Source organism: Lichenicola sp., assembly GCF_965198575.1.
GTDB lineage: Bacteria > Pseudomonadota > Alphaproteobacteria > Acetobacterales > Acetobacteraceae > Lichenicola.
In genome coordinates, this window is sequence record NZ_OZ240671.1 from 1878147 (window position 1) to 1902477 (window position 24331).

The window sequence follows — 24331 nt, forward strand, 5'->3', positions numbered from 1 at the left end:
TTGCGGCCGCGCGGAATATCCGCGCGGTCGTTTTCTTGTGTGGGGTCCTCGACGGGCGCTGCGCCGTGTCATGATGCGGCGCCCCCTCAGGCAGGACCCGCCAATGACCGTCCCTCTGGAAGACCGCCCTCTCGAAGAGCGGCTGGTTTGCCGCTTCTTCCGCTACCTCGCCATCACCAGCCAGAGCGACGCCCGCGCCACGACGCTTCCGAGCACGCCCGGGCAATGGGAGATGGTGCACCTCCTTGAAGCCGAGCTCGCCGGCTTCGGCCTGCACGACATCCATGTTGACGAGAACGCGATACTCACGGCCCGACTGCCGGGCAACACGCCAGGCGCTCCCCGGATCGGCTTCTGCGCGCATGTGGATACTGTCGATGTCGGGCTGTCCCCGCATATCCGCCCGAGCCTCGTGCCTTTCACGGGCGACGATCTCTGCCTGAACGTCGCCCGCGACATCTGGCTGCGGACCGCCGAGCATCCGGAAATCCTCGATCATGCAGGCCAGGACGTGATCGTCACCGATGGCACCAGCGTGCTCGGCGCCGACAACAAGGCGGCCGTGACCGTTGTGATGACGCTGCTGGACCGCCTAACCCGCGAGCGTCCGCCGCACGGCGACATCGTGGTGGCGTTCGTGCCGGACGAGGAGATCGGCCTGCGCGGTGCCAAGGCCCTGTCGCTCGACCGGTTTCCGGTGGATTTCGCCTACACCGTCGACTGCTGCGCGGTCGGCGAGTTCGTTGTCGAGACCTTCAATGCGGCACAGGCTACGATCGGGATCACCGGCGTCACCGCGCACCCGATGTCGGCTAAGGGCGTGCTGGTCAATCCGATCCTGGTGGCCACCGACCTGATCGGCCGGTTCGATCCGCTGGACACGCCGGAGCACACCGCGGGGCGCCAGGGATATTGCTGGGTCAACGGCCTCACCGCCAATGCCGCCACGGCCACGCTCACGCTCTCGATCCGCGACTTCGATGATGGTGCCTTCGCGGATCGCAAGGCACTCGTGCAGGCGCAGGTCGCAGCGACCAGCGCGGCCTGGCCGGCGGCGACCCTCACCTGCCACATCGAGGATGTGTATCGCAACATCTCCTCGAGCCTCGGCGACGACCGGCGCAGCGTCGAGTTGATGACGAGCGCCTATGAGCAGCTCGGCATCACCCCCAACATCATTGCCATGCGCGGTGGCACGGACGGTTCGGCGCTATCCGCCCGCGGCATCCCGACGCCGAACATCTTCACCGGCGCGCTTAATTTCCACTCGCCGTTCGAGTTCCTTCCAGTGCCTGCCTTCGTCCGGTCCTACGAGGTCATCGAGCGCATCGTCGTCCTGGCCGCCGTTCAGCGGACGGATCCGTTACCGCGCCCCGGCGGCTCGCCATCCTCGCGCACGACGTAGGTATAGAAGCGCATGCGGCCATCCTCGACCTCGCGATACAGGCCCTGCACCTCGGTCTCGAAGCCGGGGAAAAGGTTCGAGGCCTGCTCGAACGCCTTCAGGTAATCGACCATCGGCCGCGCCGTCTCGGTGATCCGCTCGCCGGGCACGATCGTCGCGATCCCCGGCGGATAGACCAGCCACAAGGTCGCGGCGATACGGCCCCCCACATCATCCAGGCTGACATAGTCGACGTTGTTGCGGACCAGCTCGCGGGTCGCCTCGTGCGGCAGCATCGCCATCTCGGGCAGATGCTCGGCCCGGAATTGCGCCGCCTGCAGGTTGCTCATGCCGGCCGTGCGGTAGAACGCGTGCATGTCGGCACACAGATCGCGCAGCCGCACGCCGGTGTAGCGCGTCGCCCGACGTCGCACGAACACCGGTATGACCTCCTCGAGCAGCCGGTTCTCGTCATGCAGTTTCTTGAACGTGACCAGGTGCGACAGGAGCGTGCCGGCCTTGCTGCTCTCCACACCCGGCGTCAACAGGAACAGCAGCGAGTTCAGGTCGTTCTTTTCCGGCACGATGCGGTTCTCGCGAAGATATTCCGCCACCACCGGCGCCGGCACGCCATGCTCGCTGTATCCGTCCGCCGACTTGCTGTCGAACCCTGGTGTCAGCAGCGTCAGCTTGTTCGGGTCGGTCATCGCCCAGCCCTGCCGGGTATGCGGAAATCCGTGCCAGTCCTGCCCCGGCCGCAGCTCCCATTGCGCCGCGTCGGTCGCCAGCAGATCGGTCGATGCATCCTCCCATCGCACCCCGTCCAGCCCGGCCGACAATGCCGACGGCTGCAGGAACTTCGGCACGAACGGCTCGAAGAACCAGCGCTTCGCCGGGCTCGGCTCGTCCTCGCCATACTCGCGCGCCGCCAGCCGGATTTTCTTGCGCATCTCGATGCCGAGCCGCACCGTGTCGTCCCATAGCACCTCGCCGGACCGGCCCTTCATCATCTGCGCGCCGACATCGAGCGACGCGAACAGCGGGTAGAACGGGCTCGTTGTTGCGTGCAGCAGGAACATCTCGTTGAAGCGCCGGTGTCCGACATGGCGCCGCTGCCCCTTCAGGTGGCTGTCCTTCACGTGGATCTGCGACGCCTGCGAGAAGCTCGCCAGCTGCTTGTGCGTGCTCTGCGTGACGATGATGCCAGGATCGTCGGGCCCGAGGCCGCGCAGCCCCATGCCAAAGCGACCGCGGAACAGCGGATGGAATTTCATGAAGCCGGCCCAGGCCTCGTCGAACAGGATGTAGTCGCAAAGATGGCCGATCTGGGCGAGCACTTCCTCCGCCGAGCAGATCGTGCCGTCATAGGTGCATTGCTCGATCACTGCCGCGCGGAACGGCCGCTTCGACCGCCAGGCCTCCTTGTCGCGCACCAGCGGATGCACCCGGATCGCCTCACGCAGCCGCTCCTCGCCAAGCGCCGCATACCGCATCGGCCCGATCAGCCCATGCGGGTTACGCGCCGTCTCGACAAAGATCGGCGTGGCGCCACCAAGGAACATCGCGCCGTGATGCGCCGCCTTGTGGTTGTTGCGGTCGAACAGCACCAGGTCGCCCTCGGCCAGCAGCGCGCCGAGCGCGATCTTGTTCGAGGTCGAGGTGCCGTTCAGCACGAAATAGGTCCGCTCGGCGCCGAATATCTTGGCCGCATCCTGCTGCGCGCGCAGGGCCGGCCCTTCATGCGTCAGCAGGTCACCCAGCTGCAGCACGGAATTATCGAGATCGTCGCGAAATATCGCCTCGCCCAGATGCTCGACGAAAATACGCCCGATTGGACTGCGCCGGTAGAACGCGCCGCCGTTATGCCCGGGGCAGGTCCAGAGCATGTTGCCCTGTTCCGAATAATCGACGAGGGCCCCGAAAAACGGAGTCTTCAGCGTGTCGGCATATTGCCGCAGCCGCGCCACCAGGGTCTTGGCGATGAAGTCCGGAGTTTCCTCGCCGAGGAAAACGAACCCGTCGACATGATCGAGCACGTCGACCGGGATCTGCTCGAGCGTCTGCCGCCGCACCAGGATGATGACCGGCATGTCGAGGCCGCGCTTGCGGATCAGCTGGATCAGGTCGGCCGACTTACCGCTGGCCCCCTTCTTGCCCCAGTCGACGACGACGCACCCGATCGCGGCATCCGTGCGGATCGCCAGCTCGGCATCGTCGTCGCGCTGGGCACGCAGGATGCTGTAGCCGTCCTGCTCGATCTCGGCGAGGATCTGGTGCAGCCGCGCACCTTCCAGGTCGGATGGATTGAACGCCGGCACGCAAACCAGGAACTTGAAGCGACGCGCGTATTCCATCCGAACTCCTTATCGACAGCCAGCCGCCCGGTCGCGCTCGCCCAGTATCAGCCCAGTGTTATGACGGCAGGCTCACCGTCTAGCACGCTCCGATGACAAAGACCGGACCGGATCACCGAGCCACCGGATCGAGCAAGCTCACGCGCGCCGCCCTCGACACCTCGGGCCCACCACGCGATGGGTATAGGTCATGGCTGCCGTCAGCATGATGATCGGCGTGTTCCAGTCCTGGCGCATCCAGCGACACCGCCTCAGTCCGCCCTTGCCCGGCATCATCACGTCAGGAATGACCAGGTCGATGGCGCCGGCCGACAGGGCCTGGAACAGCCCGGCACCACGGCTGGCCGCTGTCAGCCTGTAGGCGTGCGACCGGCAGGAGCGGCACGGCAACGCAAGCACGTCCTCGTCGTCATCCACGACGAGCAGGTCCGGCATGGTCGGCATCCGGCCGTGCCGGCGCAGCGATGCCCCGTCGCCACGTTGCAGCGTGCCAGGCTTGTGGCACTTCGCCATGAAGCAATGACGCCGTGCGGTCCTGCTAGGCCAGTGCCACGTCGGCTGCCGCCTGGATCTGCGCGGCGGTTGGCCGGACGCCGGTATAGAGCACGAACTGCTCGACGCCCTGCAGCACCAGCACCTCGCCGCCGGTGATGACCGTGCGATCGAGGGCTCGCGCTGCCCGGATCAGCGGCGTCTCCACCGGGATCGCCACGACGTCGAACACGGTTTCCGACGCCGCAATCATGGCGTCCGGGAAGGCCAGCGCCCCCGCCTCGGGACCGCCCGACATGCCGATCGGCGTCACGTTCACCAGCAACGTGCCCGTCGCTGCCTCGGGGGTGGCGCACCAGTCCCAGCCGCACGCCTCCGCCAGCGTCCGGCCGGCGGCCTCGTTGCGGGCGACGATGGTGCCGTGGCGGAACCCCTGGTCGCGGAACGCCGACGCCACCGCCTTGCCCATGCCGCCGCTGCCGCGCAGCACCAGGCGCGTGTCCGGGCTGATCGCGTATCGCTCGATCAGCCGCACGATGGCGATGTAGTCGGTGTTGTAGCCGGCAAGGTGTGCGTCGTCGTTGACGATGGTGTTGACCGAGCCGATCGCCGCCGCGGACGGGTCGAGCCGGTCCAGCAGCGGGATACAGGCTTCCTTGAACGGCATCGAGATCGCACAGCCGCGGATGCCGAGCGCCCGGATCCCGCCGATCGCCGCCGGGAGATCCGTCGTGCTGAACGCCTTGTAGACGAAGTCGAGCCCGAGCGCCTCGTAGAGGTAATTCTGGAAGCGCGTGCCGAAGTTACCAGGCCGCGCCGATAGCGACATGCACAGCCGTGTGTCCCGGCTGATCCGCATCACGCAGCGAGGCGAGCCTTGCGACGCGCCACCGCGACCCGGACGCCGCGGAACGACACCAGCTTGCCGTGTTCACTGTCCCAGACCGCCAGCCTCGCGCATTTCAGGCTGCCCAGGAGAGACAAGCGGGACACCCCCTGCAGCGCCGGGTTCTCTTCGTGGCAGGCGCGCAGACGGTAGTTCGGGATCCGGCTCGACAGATGGTGGATGTGGTGGAAGCCGATGTTCCCGGTCAACCAGTGCAGGGCCCGCGGCAGATCATAGAACGAGGAACCCTTCAGGGCGGCGGCCTGGAAGTCCCAGTCCGGCTTCGGCTCCCAGTAGGCGTCCTCGAACTGGTGCTGGATGTAGAACAGCCAGATACCGATGGTAGCGGCCAGTACGGTGACCGGCAGCCAGCCGACCAGCACCGGGATCGGGCCCAGAGCCACGACCAGCACCGTCAGCATGCCGAGCAGGCCGGCGTTGGTCCCGAGCACGCTCAGCCAGTCCCGCCAGCGCCGGCGTGGACTGCCGACGGGAATGCGCTGGTTGATCAGGAATTGCCAGGCCGGCCCGATGCCGAACAGCACCAGTGGGTGGCGATACACCCGGTATCGCAGCCGCCTGCCAGCCGGCAGAGCGAGGTATTCATCGACTGTCAGGGTGGTGACGTCACCGATGCCGCGCCGGTCGAGGTTGCCGGCGCCGGCGTGATGCTGCGCGTGATCGCCACGCCAGGCCTTGTATGGGGTCAGGGTCAGCACGCCCAGCACGCTGCCGAGGAGGTCGTTTGCCCAGCGCGCCGGAAAGAACGAGCCATGCCCGCAATCGTGCTGGAACATGAAGAGCCGAACGAGCAGGAAAGCAGCCAGCGGCACCAGCAGCAGCGCCTCCCAGAAGCCGTACTCGAAGCCCACCATGATCGCCGCCATCACTGCCAGGAAGGGCAGCGCGGTGTTCGAGAGCTGGATCAGGGCGCGCCGCCAATCCGGTTTGAGATAGGGCGCAACCATGGCACGCCAGGTGGCGGACTGCGCTGTCAATGGAACGGCTATAGGGTCAGGATCGGTCATTCGGGTTCTAGCAGGTCGTTTTCGCAGATTTTTCCGGAAGGTCGAAGACGAGGTCGCGAAGCACGCAAGCCCTGACCAAGCGAGTGTAGGCGGGATGAGGCACCCCTGTCCCGAGAAGTCTTACCCGTCGAGGGTGAAGCTTCCGTTAACAACTGGCCATACGGAAACGTCGTGACAGAAGCGCCGGATGCCGGGCCGTGACAGAATGCTTCACTCACGAATGGGACAGCCGGTGCTGGACCGCTTGAGCCTGCGCGCAGGATCGCAATACTGCGCCCGCATGCAACCGGGATCGGCGAAAACCTTGAACTTGACGCTCTGCACTGCCTTTCCCATCGCGTTTTTGGGGGCCCTCCTGGCACTCGGCGGTTGCAAGCCGGACAAGAAAGCCGGGGGCCAAGCCGACGGGACCGCACCCGCCGAGACCCAGGGCGACCCTGCCCCGACGAGCCAGACCCGCGGAGATGTGAACTCCGGCAGCAGTGGATCGGCGGACCAGGCGCGCGCCATAGCAGAGCAGGCGATCAGATCCACCGTCGCGAACCGGAACGCCCAGTTCCGCGGCGTGCAGGTCTGGAGCCAGGCGGTGTCGCAGCACTGGGCGGTCTGCGGCCAGGCCTCGCCGTTCGCCGACGACGAGAACATCTTTGTCCCGTTCGTGACGGTGGTCACACTCGACGGCAACGGCCGCAGCGACGGCAAGCCGGTCGACAGCCACGTCGGCATCAGCACGACCGAGGCCGACCGCGTCTATGTGGCCCTGGTCGCCGACTGCTACGACAAGGGCGGTCCGGCGCCGGGTGCGCTGCAAAGCGTGACCCCACTGCCGCCGCTGCCGGACACTGTCGCCAATCCGCACGAGCCCGTCGTGGCGACCGCCACGCCACCGGCAACCGCCGCGCCGGCTGTGGGCGTTCCGGGAGTGGCCGCGTCGGGTGCCGCAACCCCGACGGGCCCGGCCGCCGGTGATGCCGGAACCATCGTGCTCCCGGCCTCGGGGGCCGTCACGATGCGGCAGAACGCCAATGTCCATTCCGCGCCGCACGGCCCACCGGTCAGGGTGGTGCCAGCCGGAACCGTGATGCACGTATTCGGCCAGGCCGGAGGCGGCTGGTATCAGGTCGGGGACACCGCACCGTGGGGTTGGGTGCATGAGAGCATGATCGTGCACCAGTAAGGCCGCCTACTGGGCTCCTCTACTGGCCCCCCTACTGGGCCCCCCTACTGGGCAAGGTCGTTCAGGCTCAGCATCGCCAGCAGCAGCGACGACACGATCCCGGCGATCGCGGCACCCATGATGACGGTGATCGCCGGCACCAGGAGTGCCACCAGCCGTCCGACCCTGACCCGGACCTGCTCCTCGTGGATCTCCGCGGCCCGCAGCGCCAGGGCACCGAGCTGGGCGGTCTCCTCGCCGAGCCGCAGCAGATGGATCGCCCGTACCGGGAAGATGCCCGCGGCATCCAGCGTGCGCGCCAGGCCGGCACCGCCCTTGGCGCTCTCGGTGGCGCGGTCGATGGCGCCCAGCACCGCCAGGTTGCCGATCACCTCGCGCACGATGCCCATCGCGGCGATCAGCGGCACGCCGTTGCCGAGCAGCGTGCCGAGCGTGCGGGTGAAGCGCGCGGCCAGCACCTCGCGGGTCAGCAGCCCGACGATCGGCAGCCGCAGCAGCGTGCGATCGACCACCAGCCGGGTCCGCTCCTGCCGCAACGCCTGCCGTGCCACGATCCCCAGCAGCACCAGCCCGAGCAGCATGAACAGCCCGTAATCGGCGAGCACGTTGCCGGCGGTGATCAGGAACTGCGTCGAGCGCGGCAGGGCGGCGCCGTTCTGCTCGAACAGCGGCACGAACTGCGGCAGCACCTTGGTCAGCAGCAGCACGATCGAGCTGATCGCCGCCAGGGTCAGCATCGCCGGGTAGATCATCGCCGATTGCAGCGTCGTCACCAGGGCGCGCTCGCGCTCCATCAGCGTCGCCAGCCGCTCCAGCGTCGAGGCCAGGTCACCGCCGGCCTCGGCCGCGCGCACCAGGCCGATATAGAGCCGCGGAAAACTGTCCGGGTAGCGCGTCAGCGCGGCATGCAGCGTCGAGCCGTCACGCACCGCCGCCCGCAGCCCGTCGAGCACCGCACGGATCCGCGGGTTCGGCGCGGTCTCGACCAGGAACCGCATCGCGCGGTCGAGGTCCTGGCCGGCGCCGAGCATGACCGCCAGCTCACGGGTGAGGTTGGTGACCTCCTGGCGCTTCAGCGACTTCCGGTTGAGCCGGCCGATTTCGAACCGCAGTCCGGCTTCGAGCAAGCCCCCACCTGACGCCTCGGCCCGCATCGGGATGTTGCCCTGCCGCCGGATCCACGCAATCGCCTCCGCCTCGGTCGCCGCGACCGTGGTACCCCGCACGGTCTCCCCCGTGGGCGTGATGGCAGTGAACCTGTAGTTACCCAACGGAATGCCTCATCGCGCCGAGTGAGCGTTCGAGAGCGTGGTGTGCCGAGTGAGAGCTTCCCCTCGGAAGCGCCCGGCAGGTCTGTCCGGAACCGGAGCGGAGCGGCCTGCTGGCCGGGCACGCGGCAAGCGCAGACAGGCCTGTCGGATCGCCGGCACAGCGCGCTCTCGAGCGCTCACGACTCCTGGTTCTCGGATCGGATGCTGCGGGACACCTCCTCGATCGTGGTGGTGCCCGCCAGTGCCGCATCGACCCCGGCATCGAACATGGTGACCATCCCCGCAGCCATGGCGGCCCGCTCGATCGCGCTATGGTCGGTGCGGGCGAAGATCAGCCGCTCGATCTCGGCGTCCGGCGCCAGGAACTCGGCGATCGCCTGCCGCCCGCGATAGCCGGTGTTGCGGCAGTTCGCGCACCCGACCGGATGGAACAGGGTGATCGGCCGCCGCTCGGTGCGCCGCTCCAGCCCGAACCGCGTGACCAGCTCAGGCGGCGCCGGCACCTCGACCTTGCAGGCGTCGCACAGCCGCCGCACCAGTCGCTGGCCCATCACGCCGCGCAGCACAGCGGTCAGCAGGTAGTCCTCGACGCCCATGTCGCGCAGCCGGGTGATCGCCGCAGCGGCCGAGTTGGTGTGCAGCGTCGAGAGCACCAGATGCCCGGTGAGTGCCGCCTGGATGGCGATCTGAGCGGTCTCGAGGTCGCGGATCTCGCCGACCATGATCACGTCCGGATCCTGGCGCAGGATCGAGCGCAGCAGGGTCGCAAAAGTCAGCCCGATCTGCGGCTTGATCTGGATCTGGTTGATGCCGCGCAGCTGGTACTCGATCGGGTCCTCGACGGTCACCACCTTGCGGGTGACGGCATTCAGCGTCAGCAGCCCGGTATAGAGTGTAGTCGTCTTGCCCGAGCCGGTCGGGCCGGTGACCAGCATGATGCCGTTCGGCAGCGCCAGCGTCTCGTCGAGGCGATGCACCACCTGCGGCGCCAGCCCCAGCTTCTCGTAGTCGAACGTCACCGCGTTGCGATCGAGCACGCGCAGCACGACGGTCTCGCCATGCAGCGACGGGATCGTGGACACGCGGAAATCGACCTCCTGGCCGCGGACCGCCAGCTTGATGCGGCCATCCTGCGGCAGCCGGCGCTCGGCGATGTCGAGCCGGGCCATGATCTTGATGCGCGACGTGATCGCCGGGATCAGCCTGGGCGGTGGGCTCTCCATCTCGTGCAGCACGCCGTCATAGCGGTAGCGCACGCGCAGGCGGTCCTCGAACGGCTCGATATGGATGTCGGAGGCGCGGGTCTCGACGGCGCGGAAGATGATCTGGTTGACCAGCCGGATCACCGGCGCCTCGGAGGCGAGGTCCTTCAGCCGCTCGGCATCCTCCTCGAGCGGCACCGCCTCGTCGTCGGACTGCGCCTGCGCCTCGCCCTCGCGCGGATAGAGCCGGTCGAACGCGGCCTCGAGCTCGATCGGCACGGCGATCTCGGTGCGCACCGCATACCCCGTGGCAGCCGCGATCGCCGACGGCGCGAACGGGTCGAGGGGGTCGGCGACGGCGACCACCAGCTGTCCGTCCTCGAGCGCCACGGGCAGCGCCCGCACGTCGCGCAGGAACCGCACGGCAAGGCGCTCGGACAGCAGCGGCTCCTCGGCCGGGTAGCGCTCGGTCGAGACGATCGGCAGCCCGAGCAGCTCGGCATAGCCGTCCGCCAGTCCGCGCTCGGACACCAGCCCAAGCTGCAGCAGGATCACGTCGAGCCGGCCGCCGCTCTCGTCCGCGGCGCGGTAGGCACGGTCGAGACTGCGTGGGTCGCAGCGGCCGGTTTCGACCAGCAGCCGCCCGAGCTGGTCCAGCGGCGAACCCTCGGCGGTGCCGTTGCGGATCAGGCGGGTCGTCTCCGGAGGGTCGGTGATGAGGTTCATCGTCTGCCTCGCATGGGGCCGGTCAGCGGCCGGGAGCAGCATACAGCCAGACCGCGAACAGGGAGAAGGCAAGTCCCGGCCCGAACGGGATCGGCACCTGGGCCCGCGCCCGCCGGCTTGGCAAGGCGACCACCAATGTGGCAACGGCGGCGAGCAGCACGAGCATCGGCAGCGCCGCGAGCCCGACCCAGGCGCCGGACGCGGCCAGCAGCTTGGCGTCGCCCGGACCGAGCCCGTCGCGGCCGCGCAGCCGGCGATAGCTCCAGGCAAGTGCGGCGAAGGAGGAATAGCCGAGTGCTGCGGCGGCGGCGTGCGCTGGCAGGGCGTCCGGGTCGAGCAGGCGGCAGGACAGCAGCCCCAGCAACAGCAGCGGCAGGGTCAGCAGGTCGGGCAGGCGCATCCAGCGCAAGTCGATCCAGGCCAGCGCCAGCGTGATCCAGCCCAGCACGCAGCCGGACCACAGCCATACGGCGCTGCCCTGATCCGACAACGATAGAGACGGCGGGCCCATGGACCAGGCGAACACCACGATCGCAGCGACCAGCACAGCCGCCAGTTCGATCGCCGGATGGAACCGCCCGATCGGCGCGGCGCAATGCCGGCAGCGGCCACGCAGGGCCAGGTAGCTGACCAGCGGCACCAGCTCGCGGGCCCCGAGCGGTGTGCCGCAGCTGTCGCAGGCGGATCGCGCCAGCGCCACCGGCCGCCCCTCCGGGAGGCGCCGCACCAGCACGCCCAGGAAGCTGCCGACGATCGGCGCCAGCAGCAACGGCAGCAGCCAGACCGGCACGCGGCCGCTTACTTGTTGCAGATCTCGGCGGCGGTATCGTTCGCGTTGCCACCGGGCCCGGCCGAGCAAAGGTCGTAATCATGGCCTTCCCGGTTGGACGGGTTGCGATACAGGTATGCGTGGTTCCAAGGGTCCATCGGCACCTGGTTGCTCTTCACGTAGGGGCCGTTCCAGTTGTCGGCGTCGGACGGCTTGGTGACCAGCGCCTGCAGGCCGTCATCGGTGCCCGGGTAGTTGCCGACGTCGAGCTTGTAGAGGTCCAGGATCTGGCCGATCCGCTCGATCGACTGCCGGGCGATGTTGAGCTTGGCGCCGCTCAGCTGGCGCAGTACCGCCGGCGCCACCAGCGCGATCAGGAGGCCGAGGATGGCGATCACCACCAGCAACTCGATCAGCGTGAAGCCGGCGTCGGGCAGGGGCTCGCCGGCAGGCGTCTGACGGCGCGTCATGCGAAGGCTCTTCAACATATACCGATAGACCCTCTAGAATGGTGGCGTGACAACGAACGGGACCCTGATGCGCAACGATGCGGGCGACCACCGGACCCTGGCCTCCTGATGCCGGTTCCATACCTCGCCTGCATGGGACTGGTCGCCTCGATCTACCATCTGCCGCCGCGCGTGCTGCCCTCGATCCAGGCGGTCGAAGGCGGTAGCCCGGGCATCGTGCACCGGAACACCAACAACACGGAAGATCTGGGCGTCATGCAGGTCAACACGACCTGGCTGCGGCCGCTGGCCAGCTACACCCACACCTCCGCCGCGACCGTGTACATGCGGCTGCGCGACGACGCCTGTTACAATGTGGCGGCAGCCGGCGCGATCATGCGCACCTACCTCGACGAGACGCATGGCGACCTGATGCGTGCGGTCGGCAACTATCACTCGCACACCGCGGTGTTCAACACGGCGTATCAGGTGTTGGTGACGCAGTCGGCGATCCGGCTGTTCGTGCCGGGACAGGCTGGCCCTCGATCGATCGCGAAAAGCGGGGTGGCCGCGCGGCTGGCGATGCAGCGGCGGCTCATCCGGACTGCCCGGCGCGCGGTCGGCTGAGCAGCCGACCCCTGTCGGCGCCGGCACCCTCGCCCGTCAGCTCCGACGCGGACGACGCTAGTGCGGCCGATCGCGATGCCGCCGGCCAATACGGCGCGTGCCAGGCCATGATCGGGAAACCGATGGCGGTGAACCGAAGGCCGTGTGGATCAGCTGGCGTGAACAGCTGATCGCGGCGAGCCCATCAAGCGCACTGCCCGGCCGGAATCAGGCCCGCAGGGTCTAGGGTGCCGAGGGCGCGCCACATCAGCACGTCCTCGCACTCTTGCGCGGGCGAGACGAACGTCATGAGCAGGTCGGCCGCGTCATGCCAGGTGCGACGCCGATCTTCGAACGATCGTCTCATCATGCACGGCCGCTCCGGGCGGCCCGGCCTCGGTCCCGGCATCCAGCAGCTTCACGCGGGGACGCGCATGATCGATCAGCCGCAGCATGGCGCGCGCTGACTCGTCCCAGCTGACCGGCCGGAACTCGGCCGCCACCCTCGCACCCCAGGCCCGGGTCTCGTCCGGATCCTCGATCGCCCGGCGGATCACGCGGAACGCCTCGCCGCCATTCTCGGGATCGAAGTAGCGCGCCAGCGTGCCGCCGGCTTCGGGCAACGCGCTCGCGTTGGAGATGATACAGGGCCGGCCGAAGCTCAGGCTCTCGGTCACCGGCAGGCCCCAGCCCTCGTAGAAGGACGGGAACACGGTGAACAGGCAGCCCTCGTACAGCCGCTCGAGCTCGCCATCCTGCGGGTTCTCGATCAGCAGGATCTTGCCATCGAGGCAATGGGCGTTGCGCAGCTGCTGCATCAGGTCGTCGACCAGCCAGCCGACCTTGCCGGCAAATACTAGGGTCGGCACCCGGTCCGCCGGCAGCTCGTCGAGCAGACGGCGCCATACCCGGAACATCAGCACGTGGTTCTTGCGCGCCTCGATCGTCGAGACCAGCAGCACGTAGCTGCCGGGGGGCGGCAGGCGATCGGTGCGCACCGGCGGCGGCGCATTCGCCGTGATGGCATCGCCGGGACGGCCGACCGGCCGGCTGAAACCGGTGCCGACCGGGATCGGGCTCGGCTGCGCCCGCAGCGGCAGATGCAGGCGGTCCGCGATCCGGACGATATCGTGGGCACTGGCCTGGCTGATCGTCAGCAGCGTGTCGGCCAGCGGCAGCATGCCGCGCGCCCACATCCCGAACCGGGCGACCAGGTTCTCGTCGCACCATTCCGGCCGCAGCAGCGGGATGATGTCGTAGATCAGCAGCGCCACCCGCAGGCCCCATCTGTCGCGCGTACGAGCGACCAGATCGACATAGAACGGGTGGAACCACGGCGATCCCAGCACCAGCAGCACGTCACCGGCCTCGGCGGTGGTCTCGAACGCCGCCACCGTCAGCCCGTCCGTGGCCGTACCGGACCCGTAGGCACCGCCGGACGCGGGCGCCGCATTCGTCCGTCGCATCGAGATCCGCCCGGCGGCGGCGGCGGTCAGGCTGCCAGCCGCACGCAGGCTGTCGCGCTGCGCCTTGAACAGCGTGACCAGCGGCGTCCGCAGATCGAGCGGCATCCGATAGGCCAGACGCCGTGCAGCGACACCGAGGCCCCGCGGCTGCTGCGCGGCACTGCGCCGGGCCGCGGGACGGGCCGAGTGCTCACCGGCGCTGTCGGACGGCCTCGCCTGCTCGGCGGCAGGCGATCCGGCCACGGCAGGAGGTGCTCCGGTTAGGCGCGCATGCAGTGCGTCCACCTCGGCGAACGGGATCGCGTAGAAGCTGTTCTGGGCGGCGGCGTGGCGCACGAAACCGACCCGGTCGCGCGCCTCCGGCATCAGCGCCAGGGAGCGGCACAGCTCGAACTCGATTCGCTGGATGCCGCTCGGCCGGGTGTTGAAGATCGCGTACTGGAAAAGATCCTCGACATCGACCCAGATCCTGTTGGGCACGTTTTTCTCCCGCTTCTTGGGGTCGTCAGGGCCGCGGGCGCCGGCGTCATGGACAGGTCTCGCGCGGGACCGTCGTCACGCCAAAACGTCGCGACATCCCGTCGGCCGGCAGCTGGCACTTGTCGGAAAGCGCTGCCACTGTTCCGTTATCGCGCATCCTGCCAACTCCGGTCGGGGTGCGCCATCCGGAGCGGTGCGTCAACGTGGCCTTGTCGAAGACACAGACGGATGATCGCCCGGCGCCGCTTCGCAAACCCCGGGACGGCAACGCCTCGCCGTCCGCAGATGCCACCGACATCGATCACCGCTCCCGGCCGCCGCCGGGACGCGTGCCGAACCATGAGGGGTGGCCGGAACACACGATGCGGGTCGGGGAGCGGCTCAGTCAGGTGATGTCGCGCCATGCCGGCCGGCGCGAATCCTCGCCCCGCGGTCTGGACCGCCCGGCCATGCGGGGCAGCATCGATCTCGCCAAGCTCCCCGCTTCCGCATCTCCACATAACGCGACGACGCCTCCGTCGGCCATGTCGCGGCCGACAGCGACGGGGCAAATGCGACGAAGGTGTTCCGGACGTTGCTGCGCCGCGGGGGCCGAAGTACGGGATTTCGAAGCGAAGATCGGCTGCTTCACGATGCTGTCAGCGGGCTTGGTCGGACCGGCCGGCTCGGTCATTGCGGTCGAGCCGACCCCGAGCAACGCCCGCCCGGTCGAGGCGAGTCGGCCCGCCAACGGCTTCGACCAGGTCACCATGTTGCAGGTCGCTGGCGGCCCGGCGCCGGGATTGCCGATACCGCACCGCTCCCACTCCAACGGCATCACCTCGGCCGCGCCGGATGATCGGACGGCTCTGCTCGAGGCCGGGATGGCCGGCTATCGGCGTGTCGAGACGCTGGCGCCGCGAGCCCGACGCACCGAGCTCATCCGCCTGGACCGGCCCGGCAACATGAACCAATCCAGCCAGGGCCTGATGCACGGCCGCTTGTATCCCGATTGGCTGGTCGGCCCCGGATACAGCCCGAGGATCATGATGCCGGATGGCAGCCTTACACGCGCGGCGCCGGACGCCAGCACCGCCGAGCACGAGGCGCGCGGCACCGACCATCTCGATCTGCTGGCCGAACCGCTGCAGGGTGCAGACGGCATCGTCGCAGCACCGGGCGGTGGCCCGGCCACACACTGGCTCCGGCGGCGGCAGCGACGGACGGTTGCATGGAGGAACGCATGATCAAGACTTGGCCCACCCGGTCACCGGCGCCGCTGCGGCTGGCAGCCCTGGTCGCGTCGGCGCTGGCCATCCCGACGCTGGCAGGCTGTGCCGCCCCCGGCTGCAGCAACCCGTACGTGCTCGACTGGCTCGACAACGCCGACCGCAACGCCAACCTGGCCTATCTCGGCCTGGTCCGTGACGGGGTAGGCAGCCAGCCGGGCGCCACGCCGGACACGCGGGTCTGCTCGATCTGGCAACGCGTGCGCAATCCGGACTACGCCGCGGGGCCGGGCCAACCGCCGCGGCCGGGTCAGCCGCGCGTGCTGCTGCAGCCCCAGCGCTACACGGTGACGGAGATGAACCAGGGCTGGCGGGTCACTCCCCTGACGCCGTGATCAGCCCGGCTGGTGCGACAGTCCGTGGTAGGCGCGGGCGAAATACACCAGCGCCTCCGCCGCGTCGCCGAGCCGGATCTCCTGCACATGGCAGAAGATCACGCTGTGGGTGCCGACTTCGACGATGCTCGACACCAGGCAATCGAACGACACCAGCGCCTCCTCGAGCACCGGCGCGCCGGTGGCGAGGGTTGTCCAGACGCCTTCCTCGAAGCGTTCCTCCATTCCCAGCCGGCCGGCAAACGCCACCGAGATCTCCCGCTGCGCGTGCGCCAGGGTGTTGACGCAGATCGGCCCACCGACCCGGAACGCCACGCGCGAGCGCGAGCTCCGGTTGATGCACACCAGCAGGGTTGCCGGCTGGTCGGTCACCGAGCATACGGCCGACGCGGTGAGACCATGCCGCCCGCGCTCGTCGATGGTGGTGATGACGTTCACCGCAGCGCCGAGACGCGACATCGCCTCCCGGTAGGTCGCGCCCTCTACAGGCATCCGGCTGCTCCCATCGATCGCATCACCACGATCCGCGTGCGCGCCGGTCAGCCGATGGTCTCGCCGAACAGCGTCTGCATCGCAGCCCACGAGCGGGCATCGGCTTCGGCGCTGTACCGGATCGCGTCCGGCATGTTGCGCTTGGCCGCACCCTGGCTGGTGAAGCTGTGCACGGTGTTGCCATACAGGTGCATCTGCCAATCGACGCCGGCCTCCCGCATCTCGGTCTCGAACGCGGCGCGCTGCTCGGGCGGGATCATCGGGTCGTCGGCGCCGATGCACACCAGGATGCGCCCGCGGATCGCCTTCGCGTCGGTTTTCGGTGCGGCCGTGCCGAGCCCGCTATGGAAGCCGGCCACCGCCTTGATGTCGGCACCGGACCGGGCAAGCTCGAGCCCCATGGTGCCGCCGAAGCAGAAACCGATCGCCGCGACCTTGGCCGGATCGACCTCCGCCCGCTGCACCAGCGCCTGCAGGCCGCCCGCCGCCCGGGCACGGGTCTTGGAGGGGTCCGCATACAGCGGCTTCAGCAGGCCCAACGCCTCCTGCAGGTCGTCCACCAGGCAGCCATCGCCGTGCAGGTCGCAGGCCAGCGCCACGTACCCCATCTCGGCCAGCCGCTTTGCCCGGCCGATCGCATGCTCGCTGAGGCCAAACGCCTCCGGGAACACCAGCACGCCGGGGCGCGGTCCATCGGCGGGCTCGAAGAACAGCTGGCTGTGCATGGTCAGGCCGTCTGCCTGGTAGGTCAGGGTCTCGGTCGGCATCGTCTGGCTCCTGGGCGGCGCGGCCCGGCCCATATCGGGCCGCGGCGAGGCTCTACATGAACGCTGGTGCCGCCATTCTCAAGCGGCCGCACGGCGGTTACGGAGCCCTCGACGGGATGATGCGACCGCTCCCGCTGTTGTGTTTTTCCGCCCGGCAGCCGACTCTCGTGCATCACGGCATGTCGCTCGACGCTTCGGCATCGAAACCTTGGGCGCGCCGGACGTTGCTGCTTATCACTATCGGGAGGAAATCTAGTGAATCACGCCGATCTCGTGGCCAAGGTCGCGTCGACTGCCGACCTGTCCAAGGAAAGCGCCGCGCAGGCCATCGAAGCCATCGCCAAAACCATCAGCGAGTCCCTGCATGCCGGCGAGGAGGTCCGCTACTCGGGCCTCGGCATCTTCGACATCTCGGCACGCGCTGCCCGCCAGGGACGCAACCCGCAGACCGGCGAGGCAATCTCCATTGCCGCCAGCAAGGTGGCCCGCTTCCGCGCTGCGAAGTCGTTGAAGGACACGCTCAACGCGGATGAAGGCAAGCACGCTGCCGCGGCAACACCGAAAGCCGCCAAGGCGCCGGCCAAGCCTGCCGCCAAGAAGAAGTAGCTGGCCGACTGCAAGCCGGTCATTCGGCCGGCTTGCCTTCGCGCAGCACGCAACGGCTGGCAAGCGTGCCCGAAGGGGCTGCTGCGCTCGATCCCTCGACACCAGGAACACCCGGAGGTCCATTCATGGACACCCACGCCGCCGCGGTCCCGGTCCAGGCTCCGCTCCAGGCAGGCCACCCCGATCCGGCACGTCTCGACCGTCTCGGCGAGATCGTCGTCCGGGTCGGGCTTAATCTGGCGCGCGGCCAGGAGCTGGTGATCACCGCGCCCATGGATGCGGCCCCACTGGTCCGGCGCGTCACCGAGCATGCCTATCGAGCAGGCGCATCGCTGGTGACCTGCTTCTACAGCGACGACGAGAGCAAGCTTGCCCGCTTCAAGTATGCGCCGGACGATGCCTTCGACGTGGCGTCCGGCTGGCTTGCGGACGGGATCGCCAACGCCTTCCGCGGCAATGCGGCTCGCCTGGCGATCAGCGGCGAGGATCCGTCGCTGCTCGGCGGCCAGGATCCGGACCGGGTTGCGCGCGCGAACCGGGCCAATTCCCGGGTCAACCGCCCCTCGCTCGAGCTGATCACCACCTTCGCCATCAACTGGAACATCGTCGCCTACGCCACGCCGGCCTGGGCCCGGACGGTATTCCCGGGGGAGTCCGCGGACATTGCGGTCGGCAAGCTATGGGACGCCATTTTCGCTGCCTCGCGCACCGACGGCGACGATCCGGTGGCGGCGTGGGCCGCCCACAACGCCACGCTGGCCGCCCGCAGCCAGTACCTGAACGAGCGTGATTTCTCCGGCCTGCACTTCCGTGGTCCCGGCACCGACCTGGTGGTCGGACTGGCGGACGGTCACCTGTGGGCGGGCGGTGCCGAGCGGGCGATGAACGGCATCGTCTGCAACCCGAACATCCCCACCGAGGAGGTGTTCACCACGCCGCATCGGGCGCGGGTCGACGGGTTCGTCCGCAGCACCAAGCCACTGTCCTACCAGGGCACCCTGATCGAGGACATCATGGTCCGGTTCCAGGATGGCCGGATCGTCGAGGCCCATGCATCGCGCGGCGAGAGCGTGCTGACACGTGTGCTCGCCACCGACGAGGGTGCCTCACGGCTCGGCGAGGTGGCGCTGGTGCCGCACTCGTCGCCGATTTCGCAGAGCGGCGTGCTGTTCCAGAACACACTGTTCGACGAGAACGCGGCCAGCCATCTCGCTGTCGGTCAGGCCTACACCAAGTGCCTGCGCGACACCGACGGCCAGGACGCCGCCACGCTATCGGCGCGTGGCGCCAACACCAGCCTGATCCATATCGACTGGATGATCGGCTCCGGCGAGATCGATGTCGACGCGATCACGCAAGGTGGCGACCACGAGCCGCTCATGCGCGGCGGCGAGTGGGTGTGACGCCGCCCGGCTGATCAGGCGCCCAGGAGATCCAGGGTGCGCCGGGTGATGGCCGCCTCGTCGTAGAGGGCCATGGCCCTGGCGCGACCGGCCTCGCCCATCCGGGCACGAAGCGACGCGTCGCACACCAGGTGTTGGATCGCTACGGCCAGGCTCGGCACGTCCATCGGTGGCACCAGCAGCCCCGTCTCACCCGGTATCACCTGCTCGCGTGGACCGCGGATGTCTGTCGCGACCACCGGCAGTCCGCACAGCATCGCCTCGATCACCGACATCGGCAGCCCCTCGAAATGGCTCGGCAGCGCGAAGATGTCAGCACTGGCCAGCAATGCCGCGATGTCGGTGCGATAGCCCAGGCGACGCAGCCGGGCACCGAGCCGATCAGGCCGCCCCGCCTCGGCAAACGCAGCCTCCAGCGTCTCGCCATGGTCGGAGGCAAGACGGTCGCCCACCACCCAGAGCTCTGCGCCCGGCACCTGCTGCATCGCCGTCAACAACTCTGGGTGTCCCTTGTGGCGCACCAGCCTGGACACGACGATGACCACGACGGTCGCCTGGTCCACGCCCAGTTCCGCTCGGACCCTTGCTCTGGCGATGGCGTCCGGATGGAAGACCGCCGGCGGCCGTCCGTTGCCGATCGCGACCGGGCGGGGATGGATGCGCAGCCGGCGCGCATCCCGGGCCTCCTCCTCGGACACCGTGAAATAGCGATCGGTGACGTGCCCGGCGATCCACTCCAGCACGAGAGCCACGACCCGCCGCGGCCACCGGCCTGGCTGGTTGAACAGGAAGCCGTGGCACGTGTAGGCGATCACCTTCACCCCGCAGAGACGGGCGGCGAAACGGGCGAGCACGCCGCTGATCGGCATGTGAGCGTGCACCAGGTCGGGGCGCTCGGCCCGGATCAGCGCGACAAGGGAAAGGAACGCGCGCGCCTGCGCGAGAGGTGACAGGCTGCGCGCCATCGGCAACGGCTCGACCCGGAACCCCTCAGCCCGTACGTCCGACAGCAGCTTCCCGTCGGCGCAGACGCCCACCACCTCATGCCCCCGGTCGCGCAGCCCCCGCATCAGCGGCAGCAGGAAGTGCCGGAGCGAGAAATCGACATTGGTGATCTCGAGGATCTTCACGCGGGGACGCGGAAGCCGGCCAGCTCAGGACTCGACGCGGCTGATCGCCCACCGGACGGTTTGCCGTCCGACCGGCTGCTCCTCGCCAGATCCGGAAGCCGCTGCATCGCCTGCGGGTGTCGGCGGCTCACCCGGCGGACCGTCGGCCGACGCCGCGTCCGGCGTGACCGTGATCACGACCTGGCTTCCCTGTCGCGGGCTCTCGCCACCGAGATAGACGCCCTCCTCGATGCTGAGGCGGCCACTATCGGCCCGCAGCCGCCACATCGACCCCGACGGCAAAGTCAGCAACACGGCGCCGGCTTCCTCCTCCGGCTGCTCCGGACCCGCATTCGCCCCGACCACGCCGTCGCGCGCGACCTTCACCCCGGGATGCAGATGGAACCGGAGTGCCAGCGCCACCGGCTTGTCGGCCACCAGCATGTCCTCGCCACGGACGTCCTCGCCGCCCTCCGCGACATAGATGCGGCGATGATGCACGGCGCCGAAACCCGGTGCGTAGCCGTCCTGGCTGAGGTCGAGCCAGTGCGCGCCGTTCGCCTGCCGGTGATCGATGGTGACGTTGGCCGGGCGACGGACGATCGCGCCCTGGCGGAACTCCGAGGAGCTGGTATCGGCCACCACCAGGGTGGAATGCGCCGCCGTCGCCCGCAGCGCGTCACGCCAGGCGGGGAGGATACCTGCACCGCAATTGACGATGAGCCGCTCGCGACCGACCGACAGCTCGAACGACAAGGTGCCGGCATGCGCGGTTACGTCGAAGCCGGTCGGCGGCGGCGGCCCGGCATCGACCAGCAGCAGGCTGCGCCCGGCCTGGACCCGGATGAAGCCGCCATCCGGCATTTCCGCCGCCACCACGCGGCCGCGGGTCGATTGCGCGAGCACCAGGTCGATCTGGGCCGGGTTCTCCTCGTGGCTGCCGTTGAACAGCGCCAGGCCGCCATCGCCATGACGCAGCGCGCGCAGCACCGGGCTCATCCGGTCGAGTGCGGCAGCAAGTGCCAGCGGCGGCGCAATCTGGCCGATCTGCATGAGCGCACGCATCTCGGCGAGCTCGCGCAGGGCACCCAGTTGCGCGCCGGGACTGCGCTCGGCGTGGGTGCCGTCGGCCAGGATCTGGCGGCCGATCTCCGGGCCGATATGGCGCATCGTGCGGGTCAGGAACCCGGACTGCTCCGGCATCGCCACGGCGCAGGCGAGCAGGCCCTTCAGGCAGGTGAGCGCCCGGTGGTCGTGGAACGAGGTCGGGATGTTGGCGGCCAGCGTGCGGGCGTCGGTCATCAGCCGGGTCATCAGCCGCTGCCGGAAGGCGTCGTCGGCGGACGCGGCGAAGAAGTCGTAATGCGTGAGCCAGGCGGTGACCCGCGACGCCACCACATGCGGAGCGCGCGCGACAGGGTCGTTCGGCGGCCGCGCCAGCCACTCCGAGGCGAGAGCCCGCGCACGCAGCCGGCCGCCATCGGTCCCGAGCGCCCGCAGGTCACGCAGCCAGGAAAATCCTTGTGCATGGGCGCGCAGCAGCGGCGGCACGCCGAGGTCGGTCCAATGGCTGCCCACTTGGCCCCCCGAGGCGTGCCCATTCGGCGCGTGCCCGTTCCTGGCGGGAGCACCCGGCTGCAGCGGTGTGACGGCGCCGGCGAACACCAGCTCACCCTTCATCAGGCGGGCGCCGCGTCCGGTATCGCCTGGCCACAGATCGCGGATCGCCACCGCCGGCGCATCCGGGACGTTGGACCCGCCGAGCGAGCCCCCGAGGCCGGGCAGCCGGGCCAGCGAGAGGCGCGCGTCACGGGCAAGACGCCGGACGACCATCAGCCGGCCCCTGGTCCGGATGCCGTCGCCAGGGGTGCGGGTGGCCTCACGTCAGGCGGCGTGCCGGCCGGTGGCGTCGCCACGCAGCGCCGCGATTGCCGCCGCATAGTCCGGCTGGGCGAATATCGAGGTCCCGGCGACCAGCGTATCCGCGCCGGCCTCGATCACCAGCCGGGCGGTTGCGGGATCGATGCCGCCATCGACCACGATGCGGATGTCGCGACCCGTGGCGGCGACCATGCGACGCAGGCGCGCGATCTTGTCGAGCTGGCTGTGCAGGAAGCTCTGGCCGCCGAACCCCGGGTTCACGGTCATCACCAGGATCAGGTCGGCCAGATCCAGCACCGGCGCCACCGCCTCCGCCATGGTCGCCGGGTTCAGCGCGATGCCCGCCTTCAGCCCGAGCGACTTCACGACCTGCAGCGAGCGGTGGGTGTTGGGACCGGCCTCGATATGCAGGTTGATGTGGTCGGCGCCGGCCTCGGCAAAGGCGGCGAGGTACTGGTCGACCGGGGCGATCATGAGATGCACGTCGAACGTCATCCGGGTGCGCGGGCGCAACGCCTTGATCAGCTGCGGACCGAACGAGAGGTTGGGCACGAAATGACCGTCCATGACGTCCAGATGCAACCAGTCGGCACCTGCCGCCTCAACCGCGGCAACCTCGTCGGCGGCACGGCCGAAATCGGCAGCCAGGAGGCTGGGCGCGACGATCACACGTCGGGATGAACGGAGCGCGGACGTATCGGTGGCTGACATTGCGAGGGTTGTAGCAGGAAGTGACAAGCCTGACACAAGATGGAGAGGTGGCTCGATCCCATCACCACGATGAAGGACGAATGAAGCGGGCGGCAAAGAACCCGTCCATTCCACCCAGCTCCGGCCACATGCCGGGATGCGTGCGCAACCACCCCTCCGGCGTCCGCGCCTCGGGCAGGGCGGCCAGCTCTTCCGGGGTGAACGGCGACGGCTCCAGCCCGAACCGGGTTGCGGCCTGCGCGCGCTGCTCGCCCTCTTCCGGCTGCAGCGAGCACACCGCATAGACCAGCCGTCCACCCGGCCTGAGCATCCTCGCCGCCGCCTCGATCAGCCGGTCTTGCCCCTCGACCAGGCTTGCAATATCGGATTGCCGCTTGAGGCGCAGCACGTCGGGGTGTCGCCGCGCGGTCCCGGTGGCGCTGCAGGGTGCGTCGAGCAGGATCGCGTCGAGCGGCTCCGGCGGCGTCCAGGTCGTGACATCGGCCTCGACGGCGTCGGCCTCGAGACGCAGCCGGGTGAGGTTCTGGCGCAACCGCTGCAGCCGGTGGCCGTCACGCTCCACCGCGAACACCCGGGCGCCGGTTGCGGCGAGTTGCGCCGTCTTGCCGCCGGGCGCGGCGCAGAGATCGGCGACATGCTCGCCCGCCTGGGCACCCAGCAGCATGGCAGGCAGCGCCGCGGCGGCATCCTGCACCCAGAACTCGCCCTCAGCGTAGCCGGGGATATCGGCCACACGCGTGCCGGGCGGCAGACGCACCGACCCCGTCGGCAGCAGCATCCCGCCCTCCGGGACCGCCACGCCCCTCGCCAGCGTCAGATCGAGCGGGGCCTCGGCGACCAACGCTTCGGCAATCTGGCGCGCGTTGCTGCCCCAGGACGACCAGAGCCAGGCCGGGATGTCCAGCCGTGGGGCGTCGAGGCCGTCCAGCGCGCCCACCCCCGCCGTAGCGACCCGCCGCAGCACCGCGTTCACCAGCCCGGCGAAGGGTGCAAGTCCGCGCGCACGCACCAGCGACACCACGGTGCCGACCGCGGCATGCGGCGGGGTGTCGAGGATCAGCAGCTGGGCCGCCCCGATCAGCAGCGCGAGCCGCACCCGGCCGGGGGGTGCCTTGGCCAGGAACGGCTCCAGCACCGCATCCAGCGTCCCCATGCGGCGCAACACCGTCGCGGCCAGCCGATGTGCCGCGGCACGGTCACGCAGTGGCACCAGCCCGGACGTGTCGGCCTGGTCGAGCGCCTCCTCGAGCGGCCGCCGCCGTTCGGTCACGGCAACCAGCACGTCGAAGGCGATCGCGCGCGTCGGGTCGGCCGGCGCCGTGGCAGGACCAGTCGCAGGGGGAGTCGCCGTATTACCCGGCCTGGAGCCGGCATCGCTTAATCGCTTGTTCATTCAAACCGGGCACAGTGTCGGCAGGACAGATGGCACGTGGCCCTGCCGTCGACCAGAGCGGCGCGCGGGCGCCCTT

Annotated in this window: 21 protein-coding genes and 1 pseudogene; 7 read left to right on the forward strand and 15 right to left on the reverse strand. The window is 69.2% G+C overall.

Going from position 1 to position 24331, the window contains the following annotated elements:
• The first annotated feature begins 103 nt into the window (after window positions 1-103).
• Window positions 104-1405 carry a peptidase T gene (gene pepT, locus ACOEQ2_RS08600; protein WP_419730953.1) on the forward strand — a complete coding sequence of 434 codons (1302 nt, stop codon included), beginning with the start codon at window positions 104-106 and terminating at the stop codon, window positions 1403-1405.
• Here the strand turns inward: pepT and ACOEQ2_RS08605 are convergent.
• From ACOEQ2_RS08605 to ACOEQ2_RS08620, 4 genes are all read right to left on the reverse strand, one after another.
• Window positions 1348-3738 carry an Orn/Lys/Arg decarboxylase N-terminal domain-containing protein gene (locus ACOEQ2_RS08605; RefSeq protein ID WP_419730954.1) on the reverse strand — a complete coding sequence of 797 codons (2391 nt, stop codon included), beginning with the start codon at window positions 3736-3738 and terminating at the stop codon, window positions 1348-1350. The genes pepT and ACOEQ2_RS08605 overlap by 58 nt on opposite strands.
• 138 nt (window positions 3739-3876) lie before the next feature.
• Window positions 3877-4173 carry a response regulator gene (locus ACOEQ2_RS08610; protein WP_419730955.1) on the reverse strand — a complete coding sequence of 99 codons (297 nt, stop codon included), beginning with the start codon at window positions 4171-4173 and terminating at the stop codon, window positions 3877-3879.
• Between the two features lie 103 nt (window positions 4174-4276).
• Window positions 4277-5089, reverse strand: coding sequence for a shikimate 5-dehydrogenase (locus tag ACOEQ2_RS08615; protein WP_419731176.1), 813 nt, complete (start codon window positions 5087-5089; stop codon window positions 4277-4279).
• The gene (locus tag ACOEQ2_RS08620; RefSeq protein WP_419730956.1) at window positions 5089-6084 is read right to left on the reverse strand and encodes a fatty acid desaturase; all 996 of its coding nucleotides are present in this window, start codon (window positions 6082-6084) and stop codon (window positions 5089-5091) included. Before ACOEQ2_RS08620 ends, ACOEQ2_RS08615 begins: the two co-directional genes overlap by 1 nt.
• A gap of 364 nt (window positions 6085-6448) precedes the next feature.
• Here ACOEQ2_RS08620 and ACOEQ2_RS08625 point away from each other — a divergent pair, with 364 nt between their 5' ends.
• The gene (locus tag ACOEQ2_RS08625; protein WP_419730957.1) at window positions 6449-7321 is read left to right on the forward strand and encodes an SH3 domain-containing protein; all 873 of its coding nucleotides are present in this window, start codon (window positions 6449-6451) and stop codon (window positions 7319-7321) included.
• Window positions 7322-7365: 44 nt separating this feature from the next.
• Here ACOEQ2_RS08625 and ACOEQ2_RS08630 read toward each other — a convergent pair whose 3' ends face one another.
• From ACOEQ2_RS08630 to gspG, 4 genes are all read right to left on the reverse strand, one after another.
• A complete protein-coding gene (locus ACOEQ2_RS08630) occupies window positions 7366-8547 on the reverse strand; it encodes a type II secretion system F family protein (RefSeq protein ID WP_419730958.1) in 1182 nt (393 codons plus the stop codon).
• Between the two features lie 221 nt (window positions 8548-8768).
• A complete protein-coding gene (locus ACOEQ2_RS08635; RefSeq protein WP_419730959.1) occupies window positions 8769-10520 on the reverse strand; it encodes a GspE/PulE family protein in 1752 nt (583 codons plus the stop codon).
• A 22-nt stretch (window positions 10521-10542) separates the two neighbouring features.
• Complete coding sequence (locus ACOEQ2_RS08640; protein WP_419730960.1) at window positions 10543-11310, reverse strand: prepilin peptidase; 768 nt, start codon at window positions 11308-11310, stop codon at window positions 10543-10545.
• An 8-nt stretch (window positions 11311-11318) separates the two neighbouring features.
• The gene (gspG, locus tag ACOEQ2_RS08645; RefSeq protein WP_419730961.1) at window positions 11319-11759 is read right to left on the reverse strand and encodes a type II secretion system major pseudopilin GspG; all 441 of its coding nucleotides are present in this window, start codon (window positions 11757-11759) and stop codon (window positions 11319-11321) included.
• 108 nt (window positions 11760-11867) lie between these two features.
• Here gspG and ACOEQ2_RS08650 point away from each other — a divergent pair, with 108 nt between their 5' ends.
• Window positions 11868-12365, forward strand: a complete 498-nt coding sequence (locus ACOEQ2_RS08650; protein WP_419730962.1) for a lytic transglycosylase domain-containing protein — start codon at window positions 11868-11870, stop codon at window positions 12363-12365.
• A 305-nt stretch (window positions 12366-12670) separates the two neighbouring features.
• Here the strand turns inward: ACOEQ2_RS08650 and ACOEQ2_RS08655 are convergent, their stop codons facing one another.
• A complete protein-coding gene (locus ACOEQ2_RS08655; RefSeq protein ID WP_419730963.1) occupies window positions 12671-14290 on the reverse strand; it encodes a glycosyltransferase family 4 protein in 1620 nt (539 codons plus the stop codon).
• Between the two features lie 632 nt (window positions 14291-14922).
• Between ACOEQ2_RS08655 and ACOEQ2_RS08660 the strand changes: the two genes are divergently transcribed.
• Entirely contained in the window at window positions 14923-15516 is a 594-nt protein-coding gene (locus ACOEQ2_RS08660; protein WP_419730964.1) for a hypothetical protein, read from the forward strand.
• The gene (locus ACOEQ2_RS08665) at window positions 15513-15893 is read left to right on the forward strand and encodes a hypothetical protein (protein WP_419730965.1); all 381 of its coding nucleotides are present in this window, start codon (window positions 15513-15515) and stop codon (window positions 15891-15893) included. The genes ACOEQ2_RS08660 and ACOEQ2_RS08665 overlap by 4 nt, the downstream gene beginning before the upstream one ends.
• On the opposite strand, the gene ACOEQ2_RS08670 is transcribed toward ACOEQ2_RS08665, so the two are convergent.
• Window positions 15894-16385 carry a flavin reductase gene (locus ACOEQ2_RS08670; protein WP_419730966.1) on the reverse strand — a complete coding sequence of 164 codons (492 nt, stop codon included), beginning with the start codon at window positions 16383-16385 and terminating at the stop codon, window positions 15894-15896.
• Window positions 16386-16432: 47 nt separating this feature from the next.
• A complete protein-coding gene (locus ACOEQ2_RS08675; protein ID WP_419730967.1) occupies window positions 16433-17152 on the reverse strand; it encodes a dienelactone hydrolase family protein in 720 nt (239 codons plus the stop codon).
• A 255-nt stretch (window positions 17153-17407) separates the two neighbouring features.
• Between ACOEQ2_RS08675 and ACOEQ2_RS08680 the strand changes: the two are divergent.
• Window positions 17408-17677, forward strand: a pseudogene (locus ACOEQ2_RS08680) (HU family DNA-binding protein); the annotation flags it as partial.
• Between the two features lie 206 nt (window positions 17678-17883).
• A complete protein-coding gene (locus ACOEQ2_RS08685; RefSeq protein WP_419730968.1) occupies window positions 17884-19161 on the forward strand; it encodes an aminopeptidase in 1278 nt (425 codons plus the stop codon).
• Window positions 19162-19175: 14 nt separating this feature from the next.
• On the opposite strand, the gene ACOEQ2_RS08690 is transcribed toward ACOEQ2_RS08685, so the two are convergent.
• From ACOEQ2_RS08690 to ACOEQ2_RS08705, 4 genes are all read right to left on the reverse strand, one after another.
• Window positions 19176-20291, reverse strand: a complete 1116-nt coding sequence (locus ACOEQ2_RS08690; RefSeq protein WP_419730969.1) for a glycosyltransferase family 4 protein — start codon at window positions 20289-20291, stop codon at window positions 19176-19178.
• 24 nt (window positions 20292-20315) lie between these two features.
• Window positions 20316-22103: a heparinase II/III family protein gene (locus tag ACOEQ2_RS08695; protein WP_419730970.1), complete on the reverse strand. Its 1788-nt coding sequence runs from the start codon at window positions 22101-22103 to the stop codon at window positions 20316-20318.
• Window positions 22104-22154: 51 nt separating this feature from the next.
• Window positions 22155-22862 (reverse strand): ribulose-phosphate 3-epimerase, encoded by a 708-nt coding sequence (gene rpe / locus ACOEQ2_RS08700; RefSeq protein WP_419730971.1) that lies wholly within the window; start codon window positions 22860-22862, stop codon window positions 22155-22157.
• A 61-nt stretch (window positions 22863-22923) separates the two neighbouring features.
• Complete coding sequence (locus ACOEQ2_RS08705; RefSeq protein WP_419730972.1) at window positions 22924-24255, reverse strand: transcription antitermination factor NusB; 1332 nt, start codon at window positions 24253-24255, stop codon at window positions 22924-22926.
• Between the last annotated feature and the right edge of the window lie 76 nt (window positions 24256-24331).

Coding starts and splice junctions, on each gene's coding strand:
- ACOEQ2_RS08615 (WP_419731176.1), bottom strand. CDS start 5,089: ATGCGGATCAGCCGGGACACACGGCTGTGCATGTCGCTATCGGCGCGG.
- ACOEQ2_RS08610 (WP_419730955.1), bottom strand. CDS start 4,173: ATGCCGGACCTGCTCGTCGTGGATGACGACGAGGACGTGCTTGCGTTG.
- ACOEQ2_RS08635 (WP_419730959.1), bottom strand. CDS start 10,520: ATGAACCTCATCACCGACCCTCCGGAGACGACCCGCCTGATCCGCAAC.
- gspG (WP_419730961.1), bottom strand. CDS start 11,759: ATGACGCGCCGTCAGACGCCTGCCGGCGAGCCCCTGCCCGACGCCGGC.
- ACOEQ2_RS08670 (WP_419730966.1), bottom strand. CDS start 16,385: ATGCCTGTAGAGGGCGCGACCTACCGGGAGGCGATGTCGCGTCTCGGC.
- ACOEQ2_RS08705 (WP_419730972.1), bottom strand. CDS start 24,255: ATGAACAAGCGATTAAGCGATGCCGGCTCCAGGCCGGGTAATACGGCG.
- ACOEQ2_RS08675 (WP_419730967.1), bottom strand. CDS start 17,152: ATGCCGACCGAGACCCTGACCTACCAGGCAGACGGCCTGACCATGCAC.
- rpe (WP_419730971.1), bottom strand. CDS start 22,862: ATGTCAGCCACCGATACGTCCGCGCTCCGTTCATCCCGACGTGTGATC.
- pepT (WP_419730953.1), top strand. CDS start 104: ATGACCGTCCCTCTGGAAGACCGCCCTCTCGAAGAGCGGCTGGTTTGC.
- ACOEQ2_RS08665 (WP_419730965.1), top strand. CDS start 15,513: ATGATCAAGACTTGGCCCACCCGGTCACCGGCGCCGCTGCGGCTGGCA.
- ACOEQ2_RS08660 (WP_419730964.1), top strand. CDS start 14,923: ATGCTGTCAGCGGGCTTGGTCGGACCGGCCGGCTCGGTCATTGCGGTC.
- ACOEQ2_RS08605 (WP_419730954.1), bottom strand. CDS start 3,738: ATGGAATACGCGCGTCGCTTCAAGTTCCTGGTTTGCGTGCCGGCGTTC.
- ACOEQ2_RS08695 (WP_419730970.1), bottom strand. CDS start 22,103: ATGGTCGTCCGGCGTCTTGCCCGTGACGCGCGCCTCTCGCTGGCCCGG.
- ACOEQ2_RS08620 (WP_419730956.1), bottom strand. CDS start 6,084: ATGGTTGCGCCCTATCTCAAACCGGATTGGCGGCGCGCCCTGATCCAG.
- ACOEQ2_RS08650 (WP_419730962.1), top strand. CDS start 11,868: ATGCCGGTTCCATACCTCGCCTGCATGGGACTGGTCGCCTCGATCTAC.
- ACOEQ2_RS08685 (WP_419730968.1), top strand. CDS start 17,884: ATGGACACCCACGCCGCCGCGGTCCCGGTCCAGGCTCCGCTCCAGGCA.